Source organism: Mesorhizobium sp. M7A.F.Ca.CA.002.15.2.1 (genome assembly GCF_003998715.1).
Classification (GTDB): Bacteria; Pseudomonadota; Alphaproteobacteria; order Rhizobiales; family Rhizobiaceae; genus Mesorhizobium; species Mesorhizobium ciceri.
The window spans coordinates 1-8,514 of the sequence record NZ_RZPI01000187.1 but is presented as its reverse complement, the minus strand read 5'-3'; the positions used below and the strand labels follow the sequence as shown (position 1 = coordinate 8,514).

The 8,514-nt window shown below is 62.9% G+C and carries 9 protein-coding genes and 1 pseudogene; 7 read left to right on the top strand and 3 right to left on the bottom strand.

Going from position 1 to position 8,514, the window contains the following annotated elements:
- Positions 1-703, top strand: a 703-nt coding sequence (locus ENZ74_RS13135; RefSeq protein WP_127312805.1) for a DUF930 domain-containing protein, incomplete at its 5' end; no start/stop codon positions are given.
- Here ENZ74_RS13135 and ENZ74_RS13130 read toward each other — a convergent pair.
- Positions 700-1,374 (bottom strand): HAD family phosphatase, encoded by a 675-nt coding sequence (locus tag ENZ74_RS13130; protein WP_024503715.1) that lies wholly within the window; start codon positions 1,372-1,374, stop codon positions 700-702. The two genes, ENZ74_RS13135 and ENZ74_RS13130, sit on opposite strands and share 4 nt — an antisense overlap.
- 94 nt (positions 1,375-1,468) lie before the next feature.
- Entirely contained in the window at positions 1,469-2,110 is a 642-nt protein-coding gene (locus tag ENZ74_RS13125) for a hypothetical protein (RefSeq protein ID WP_063169124.1), read from the bottom strand.
- A 196-nt stretch (positions 2,111-2,306) separates the two neighbouring features.
- Here ENZ74_RS13125 and ENZ74_RS13120 point away from each other — a divergent pair, with 196 nt between their 5' ends.
- From ENZ74_RS13120 to ptsP, 5 genes are all read left to right on the top strand, one after another.
- Complete coding sequence (locus tag ENZ74_RS13120) at positions 2,307-2,744, top strand: transcriptional regulator GutM (RefSeq protein WP_013529327.1); 438 nt, start codon at positions 2,307-2,309, stop codon at positions 2,742-2,744.
- A gap of 88 nt (positions 2,745-2,832) precedes the next feature.
- Complete coding sequence (locus ENZ74_RS13115) at positions 2,833-3,594, top strand: PTS glucitol/sorbitol transporter subunit IIC (protein WP_013529328.1); 762 nt, start codon at positions 2,833-2,835, stop codon at positions 3,592-3,594.
- A gap of 16 nt (positions 3,595-3,610) precedes the next feature.
- The gene (locus tag ENZ74_RS13110; protein ID WP_013529329.1) at positions 3,611-4,612 is read left to right on the top strand and encodes a PTS glucitol/sorbitol transporter subunit IIB; all 1,002 of its coding nucleotides are present in this window, start codon (positions 3,611-3,613) and stop codon (positions 4,610-4,612) included.
- 109 nt (positions 4,613-4,721) lie between these two features.
- Positions 4,722-5,102, top strand: coding sequence for a PTS glucitol/sorbitol transporter subunit IIA (locus tag ENZ74_RS13105; protein ID WP_013529330.1), 381 nt, complete (start codon positions 4,722-4,724; stop codon positions 5,100-5,102).
- A 56-nt stretch (positions 5,103-5,158) separates the two neighbouring features.
- The gene (gene ptsP / locus ENZ74_RS13100; RefSeq protein ID WP_063169123.1) at positions 5,159-7,138 is read left to right on the top strand and encodes a phosphoenolpyruvate--protein phosphotransferase; all 1,980 of its coding nucleotides are present in this window, start codon (positions 5,159-5,161) and stop codon (positions 7,136-7,138) included.
- A 14-nt stretch (positions 7,139-7,152) separates the two neighbouring features.
- On the opposite strand, the gene ENZ74_RS13095 is transcribed toward ptsP, so the two are convergent.
- Entirely contained in the window at positions 7,153-7,950 is a 798-nt protein-coding gene (locus tag ENZ74_RS13095; protein ID WP_063169122.1) for a hypothetical protein, read from the bottom strand.
- Between the two features lie 156 nt (positions 7,951-8,106).
- On the opposite strand from ENZ74_RS13095, the pseudogene ENZ74_RS13090 reads away from it, so the two are divergent.
- Positions 8,107-8,514 (top strand): annotated as a pseudogene (locus tag ENZ74_RS13090) (sugar-binding domain-containing protein); the annotation flags it as partial.

Here is an 8,514-nt window from a genome sequence, read left to right as displayed (position 1 = left end):
CCCCAGCAAGCCTGACGAGAAGCCGGCCACCGTTGCGCCGGACGAAAAGCCCGCGCAAAGCGAGGAAAAGCAGGCGACCGAGGACACCGACAAACAGCAGCCGGACAAACAAGAACTCGCACCGCAACCTGACGAAAAGCAAGCCGTCGTGACGCCAAAGCCATTGACGGCTGAGACCGGTGACAAGCCGGCGCCTCCAGCTTCGACTGGAAAGGCAAAGTCCAAACCTGCCAAGACAATGACGTTCAAACCCGCAAGAGCTTTCAAAGCGCCGATCGGGAATGCTGGAAGGTCAAATCCCACCAACGACGACGTTGCAGGATCACCAATCTATTCCGGCCTTCCGGGCGTCAGAAAGCTTTACTCGCAAGGGGCAACCGGCAATGCGTTCGCTACAAGCTCCATGGAGAATGTGCCGCGCGGTCAGCGGGTGGCCACCCTTTGCGGCAACGTTCTGAGCCGGGAACTGCAAAGTGCCGACTATACGGTCAAATGGGTGCCAACCATTACGCTGGACAAAGGCAATGTTCTCAATCCTCCGCAGGCCGCCTTCAGCACCAGAAACGCTTGGTACAACCTAAATTTCCGATGCGAAGTCGACGCCGATGCGACGAGGGTCCTGTCCTTCAACTTCCGTGTGGGCTCACTCGTGCCGCCTGGCGAATGGGCCAGCCGTGGATTCACAAAGTATCGTCTAAACTAGGCCGGCACACCAAACCTAGCCAATTGCCGGCTAACTTCTTGCCAGTCGGCGCAGACGAAATCGGCACCGGCAGCCGTCAGCCGCGCGGCGTGCTCGGCATAGGTATGGCCGCCACCGGTGTAGCCGATCGCCGTCATGCCGGCGGCGATCGCGCCCTGGATGCCGAAGGGCGAGTCCTCGATGACGATGCAGTCAACGGGATTGGCGCCGATCTTGTCCGCCGCGAAGAGGAAGATGTCCGGCGCGGGTTTGCCGTTCTTGACCATCGAGGAACTGTAGATCGCATCGCCGAAGAAACGCGCCAGCCCGGTCACCGCAAGGCTGTGGTTTATGCGCTCGACGGAGGAGGACGAGGCGACACAGCGGTCGCCTGCAAGCGCCTCCAGAAAGGCAGTGATTCCCGGTGTCGGCTTCAATTCCTGCGAGAACAGCACCTTGGTCTCGGCCCAGATGTCGCCGTCCGCCGCCGCCGGAAACTGGTGGCCGGTCAAATCTTTGATCCTGGCGATGATATCGGACTGCTTCATGCCGATGCATTGGGCGATGACGCTGGTGTTGACGCCGGGCATGCCGTGCTTTTCGTAGACGCGCTCATAGGCGCGGGCGGCCAGAGGCTCGCTGTCGACAAGAACGCCGTCGCAATCGAAAATAATAGGCCTTGGTCGCGCCACGCGTTTCCCTCTCGAGTCAATTTTCGCACATCGCTATCGGCAAAAAGTCAAATGTTCAATAGCACGTGCGGTTTTGGGGGCGCGAAGAGCGGGCTCAAAGCTGGCGCAACGCATCGCTCGCACGGGAAGACACGAGCGCCCGTTGCATGGCTTGCCGGGACTGCGCGCGATCCGGGGTGATCCAGTTCGGTTCGGCGCCGAGAAAGCGGTCGAGGAAAGCCACCGCATAGGCCGGCATCTCGGTCACATTCTCGCGATAGGACCACCAGGTGCGCAAATCGTCGGCGCATTTGTCGATCCCGGGTGTCGTGCCGAATTCCTGCTCGTGGATCGCCGAAATCACCGAGACGCAGTAGTTGGTGTAGAGGAAACCCTCCGGCCAGAAGCGGACGATTTCCAGCGTGCCGGCGTTCGTTTCCGTCTCGATCAGCTGCGTGAGGCCGGAGATTTCCCTGGCCGGCGCCTGTTTTATCAGCTCACGCAGCACGAGGCCGGCGGCAAAGACGATGAAGTCGGCGCGGTCGATCGCGGCGAAGCGCTTCTGCCCCTCCATGATCTCGACCCAGTCGAGAAAGGCCCTGGTGAGCTTGGCCTCGTCGATCTCGAAGCGCACGCCGAACGTGTCCGAGACCACCTTGGCGCTGCCGCGAAAGGTGGCGCGGAACCAGCGCAACTGCCGCAGCCGATGGCGAAGATCGGGCATCAAGGCCAGTTCGTCCCTGAAGGGCAGGTCCATGTTTCCTCGTATCCTGTTTCCCGGTCAGCCTAGCACAAGCGCGCCGCCGCCGAAATCTGTCAGCGGCCCTGTGGATGACCGCTTCAGAGGCCAATATCATACATATTGACATTCTCGGAAACAAATGTTCTCACTTTGCTGTTGTCACGCGCCGGTCCAAGGTGCGATTCAACTGAGGCTTCGGGAGGAGAACCGAATGGCGATTTGGCAGTGGGGACTGCTTCTGCTGGTTATCGTGTGGGCGCTGCAGTCGCTCGGCGTCTGGCTGCAGATGCGGCATTATTCGGATGTCTTCAGGGGCGTCACCGACCAGTACAAGGACGGCTTCGTCGGAGCCGGCAATTTTCGCGGCCGGTTGGCCAAGGGCACCATCGCGCTCGTGGTGGTGACGCCCGATCTGGTCGTGCGCCGCCTGATGGTGATGAGCGGCCGTTCCGTCTTCACCAAGTTCAAGAGACATGAAGAATTCGAGGGTGTTCCCCTCGATCGACTCCGGTCCAACCCTGCAATCATGGGGGAGGGGGAACCCGGTGTGGCCGAGGCCGTGAAACGGGCGATCGAGCAGATCGACAAGACACGGTCGGAGCCGGGGAAGAAGCCGGGCCTGTCCGGTTTGAACGTAGCAAGGGCTTAGAGCCGGATGATTTCGGGCTCTAAATCAAAGGGATAGAGGACGCCGCGCACCGACTGGGATCAACCGGCGGGTGGCATAAGGAGGAGAAATGTCTGTATTTTCGTTGTTGGCGCAGCATGCCGACATGGCCGTGCACAATCTGCATGTCGCAGGTGCCATGGTTTCGGATGCCGCATTGCATGGCAAGCTCGCTGTCGAGCATGCCTCCGACCATCTCGTTGTCCTCGCACAAGCGGACAGCGGACCGATCACCGTCGATCAGTTCAAGGAAAAGCTGAAGGACGTCCAGCAGGAAGAGCAGCTCGGCTGGCTGACCGCCATCGGCAAGTACTTCATCGGCATCTTCCAGAAGGGCGGCGAGGTCTTCGCCGGCTTCGTCACCGGCATCATTCCGACGCTGGTCGTGCTGATGACGGCCTTCTATGCCGTCACCGAACTGGTCGGTGAAGAGCGCGTGCATGGCCTGGCGCGCGGCGCCGGCCGGATCGCGCTGACGCGCTACACGCTTTTGCCGCTGCTGGCGGTGTTCTTCCTCACCAATCCGATGGCCTATACGTTCGGATCGTTCCTGGAAGAAAAGCACAAGCCAGCCTTCTATGACGCGGCCGTGTCCTATGTGCACCCGCCGCTCGGCCTGTTCCCGCACATCAATCCCGGCGAGTATTTCGTCTGGGGTGGCATTCTCGTCGCGCTGCTGGAGCTGGAAAAGAAGGGCGTCGTCGTCGCCGGCTACCACGTCAAGGTGGCGATCTGGTACGCCATCGTCGGCCTCGTCGTCATCCTGCTCAAGGGCATGCTGACCGAACGCATCACCGCGATCATGGCACGCCGCCAAGGCGTCGAGCTGTAAGGGCGGGGAGGACATCATGGCCAAGACATATAAAGCCGTAAAAATCTCCCAGGGCAAAACCGGCTGGGGTGGCCCGCTCATCATCGAGCCGACCGAACAGCGCAGCAAGGTGGTTTCCGTCACCGGTGGTGGCATTCACCCGGTGGCGCAGCTCATCGCCGACATGACCGGCGCCGAGGCCGTCGACGGCTTCAGGGCACCGCCGATCGAAAGCGAGATGGCGGTTGTCGTCGTCGATTGCGGCGGCACCGCACGATGCGGCGTCTATCCGCGCAAACGTATCCCGACCGTCAATCTGACGCCGGTCGGTCAATCCGGGCCGCTGGCCCAGTTCATCACCGAGGACATCTACGTTTCGGGCGTGAAGCCGGCCAACATCACAATGGCGGACGGATCCGAAACGATCACGACTGCAGGGGGAGCAGCAGCGATGAGTTCAAACAACAATGCGACCGCGGCACCACAGCCGCTGCCGAGCGAAGGTGGGCTGATCGGCCTCATCAGCACGATCGGCCGCGTCATGGGACGTATCGTCGGCATCTTCTTCAATGCCGGCCGCCGCACCATCGACCAGGTCATCCGCAACGTGCTGCCGTTCATGGCCTTCGTGACCATGCTCATCGGTCTGATCCTGTATACCGGCATCGGCGATGTGCTGGCGCAGCCGATGGGTCCGCTGGCCAACAACATCGTCGGCCTGCTGATCATCTCGGCGATCTGCGGCCTGCCGTTCCTGTCGCCCATCCTCGGGCCAGGCGCTGTCATCGCGCAGGTCATCGGCGTCGCCATCATCGGCCCGCAGATCGCCAACGGCACGATTTCGCCGGCAATGGCACTGCCGGCGCTGTTTGCCTACAATACCCAGGTGGGCTGCGACTTCGTCCCCGTCGGCCTGGCGCTCGGCGAGGCCAAGCCTAAGACGATCGAAATCGGCGTTCCGGCGGTGCTCATCAGCCGCCAGATCATGGGTCCGGTCTCGGTGCTGATCGCCTGGGTCGTCAGCCTGATCGTGTTCTAAGGCAATTCCGGGAAAAGCGCACAATGCTTTCCCTTGGAAACTGCGTCAAAACAAAGAGATAGAGCGGTTCACCGCTCTAGGGAAAGTTTGAGAAAATGAGGTTCGCCATATGACGGTTCTTTTGAGAACACGGGTCACTGCCATCGGCCCCGAAGTGGCGGACCTTGCCGAAGGGGGCGTGGTCATCCTGTTTGCGGATGGCTCGCCGCCGGAGCTTGCCGAGGTTTCGGTGCTCCACAAGGCGGAGCAGGGACCAAGTGACGGAGCGCCCGCCAAGGGCGCTTCGATCACCCTCGGCCCGGTTGCCGCTGTTATCACAGCGGTCGGCTCCAGCGCGTGGAGCAAGGTGCTGGAAATGGGTCATGTCGTCATTTCGTTCAACGGCGCTACCGAGGCCGAGAGACCGGGCGAGATCTGTGCGTCGCAAGTCGATCCGCAAGCGCTCGTGGCCGCCCTGAAGACCGGCGCGATCATCACCATCGCCGCCTGACAGCATTCGCGCCGCGGCCCATGTTGGGAGCGGCGCCCAAAACCAGAGTATTTGCCATGGAACGCTCGACCATCGTCAGAGTGCATGAAGGTTTGCACGCCCGTCCCGCGACGCGGTTCGTGAAGCTCGCCAAGGGCTTCGAATCCGACGTCGAACTGATCAAGGACGGCAAGGCGGTCAGCGCCAAGAGTTCGGTCAAGCTGATGCTGCTGGCGGTCAAGGAGAACCAGGAAGTCACGGTGCGGGCGAATGGCGCCGATGCCATCGAGGCGCTCGAGGCGCTGATCGGCTATCTCGAGAATCCGCGGGCCGGCCTCGATGATGAAGCGGAAGCGCAGAGCCCAGCCAACGATGCCGGGCAGGAAGCGGCACCCGCGCCGGGATCCGTGCCGGCGGCACCTGGCGGGGCAAACCGCTTGCGTGGCGTGGCCGCCAGCGAAGGTTTCGCCATCGGCCCGGCCTTTGCGCATTTCCCACCCGATATCGCCGGACAGGGCCGCATGTTGCGGGCCGAGGAGATAAAAGGCGAGATCGACAGGTTCCGCACGGCTGTCGGCGCGGTCCAGGCCCGCATGGATCATGCGTTGGCGCAGGACAGCCTGTCGGCTGGAGACCGCGGCATCGTCGCCGCGCTGCGCGATATCGCCGCCGACGACAGCCTGACTGGTGAGGCCGAGGGCCTGATCAAGGGCGGCAACGACGCGGTTTCCGCCGTCATCACCGCCGCCTCCACCATTGCCGCCGAATTCAGCGCCGTCGACGATCACTATCTCAACGCGCGGGCAGATGATGTCCACGCCGTTGGGCGGCAGATTTGCCTGGTGTTGCTGGGCCAAGACGATGTCAGCCTCGAAAACATCCCCGAAGGGGCTATCCTGATCGCCGACGACATCGGCGCCTGGGATCTGGCACGCGCGCCGCTGAAGCGTATCGGCGGCGTGGTGTGCGGCCATGGCGGCGCCACCTCGCACATCGCCATCATCGCGCGCTCGCACGGCATTCCGGCAGTGCTCGGCCTCGGCGACCAGGTCAATGCCTTGCGTACCGCGCGAGACGTCGCGCTCGACGGCAATGCCGGCCATGTGATCATCGACCCCGACGAGGCGACCCGTGCCGATTTCGCCGGCCGCGTCGAAGCGGCGGCAAAGGAGCGCGCCGGGCTGACCGTCTTCAAGACGGTGACGCCGAAGCTCGCCGACGGCAGGATCATCGAGGTGGCGGCCAATATCGGCTCACTCGAGGAAATCGAAGCGGCGCAAGAGGCTGGTGCCATGGGCATCGGCCTGTTCCGCACCGAGCTTTTGTTCATGCGCCATATGCATCTGCCCTCGGAAGACATGCAGGCCGAGACCTATGCGGCGCTGGCCAAGGCTTTTGCGCCTTATCCGGTCATTGTGCGCACGCTCGACATCGGCGGTGACAAGCCGATTGCCGGCATCGAATTTCCCGACGAGGAGAATCCCTTCCTCGGCTGGCGCGGCATCCGCATGTGTCTCGACCGGCCCGACATCTTCAAGCGCCAACTGCGGGCGCTGCTGCGCGCAGCCGTGCACGGCAACATCAAGGTGATGCTGCCGATGGTGTCCGACCTCTCGGAGGTCAGGCAGACGCGCGTGCTGGTCGACGAATGCACGGCCGAGCTGAAAGCCGAAGGCGTGCCGCACGCATCATTCGATCTCGGCGTCATGATCGAAACCCCGGCCGCCGTGCTCATCGCCCCGGCGCTGGCCAAGGAGGTCGCTTTCTTCTCGATCGGCACCAACGATCTGACCCAGTACATCATGGCCGCCGACCGGCTCAATCCGACCGTCGCCAAGCTCAACGATGTCACCAATCCGGCCGTCATATCGGCGATCGAAATGACGGCAAAAGCCGGCGTCGCCGCCGGTATCATGGTCGGCATGTGCGGTGAGGCGGCCGGCCGTCCGGATCTGATTGCGACCTTCGTGAAGATGGGGCTGACCGAACTCTCGATGAGCCCGGCTTCGATCCAGCGCGCCAAGAAAGCGATCATGGCCATGGCCGCTGAAGGCTAGCCCAGGCCGGCTGACTACGGCAGATGGGCAAGCAAGGTGGCGAAGACCGGTGTCAGCTCAGCGATCGGGTTTGCCTTGGCGCAAGCCTGAACGATGCGATCGTGGCGAATATCCGCCGCCAGGATCGCGATCTCCAGCATGTCCGGCTCCGGCGCGCCGTCGCTGCCGGTGGTCGCCAGGCCGCAGGCCAAAGCGAGCGGCGCCAGGCAGCTTATGTCGAGCGCCCGGCCGCCCGCCGGCGTTCCCGGCACGGTCTCGGCAAAGCGAACGGGACGCTGATTGAGGCACTCGACCAGCAGCGCCGAGCAGGTGGCCGCGATTGCCTGCAGTCCGGCACCCGGCGCGGCCAATGCGGCCAGGAGATCGCCATGCCGCTTGCGCATCGTGGCATGGACGGCCGCGAAATCGGCTTCGTGGATGCGGGCATTGTCGATGTTCAGGCCGGCAAGCACCGCTTTGGTCAGATAATACATATCGCGCCGGAACAGGCGCTCGGCGTCCAGTTGGCGATCCTCGTTGCCGACCGGGAAATAGGTGCCGAGGCCCTTCACCGTGGTGCCGTCCACCTTGATCGGGCGCTCATGCGGGACGAAAGCTTCGGCGATCGACAGTGCTTCGTCGACGGCACTCGCGGCATGGCTGAGCAGGCCTTCGATGCCCTTGCCTGGAAACGGCGGCAGATGGCTGGTTGCTTCGCGCAGGATGCTGGCATCGCCGCTGCCGTCATGGCGGCTCTGGCGGATGATTTCGCGGACTTCCCGCAGCCGGTCCTTCAGATTGACGCGGACATCTTCGGAGATTTGTCGGAGCATCGCGGATCGCCTTGAAATTTGCTGCGGATAGCCGACCGGGGCAGCCGCCACTCTCTACATTGTTCCTATCGATAGGTAGATCAATAGGCGATACTAGACCAGCATGCAGAATCGGCGGCGGCGCCCTCGTCCGTCGCCGCAGGGGGAGAGACAGACTTGGGCAGACGACGACAGGGCGAAAGCGAAGACGGTCGAGGCGAGGCAACCGAGCAGGTCGCCAGCGAAAGCCGGACGGATCGCCTCAGGATTCGCGCCGCCTGGATGTATTTCGTCGAACAGATGACGCAGAACGAGATCGCCGACGTGCTCGGCGTCGGTCGCGTCACCATCGTGCGCATGCTGGCGGATGCCCGGGCGCGCAACGAAGTGAAGATCACCATCGAGAGCGAATTGTCGGAAATCGTGCGGCTTGAGCGCGCATTGGAGAAGACGTTCGGGCTGCAGCAGGCGCTGGTGGCGCCGCTTTCGGCAGCCGATGCCGATCCCATACCAGCGATCAGTGCCAAAACCGGCAGCTTCCTGTCGGACACGATGAAGTCCGGCATGCGGGTCGGTGTCGGCTGG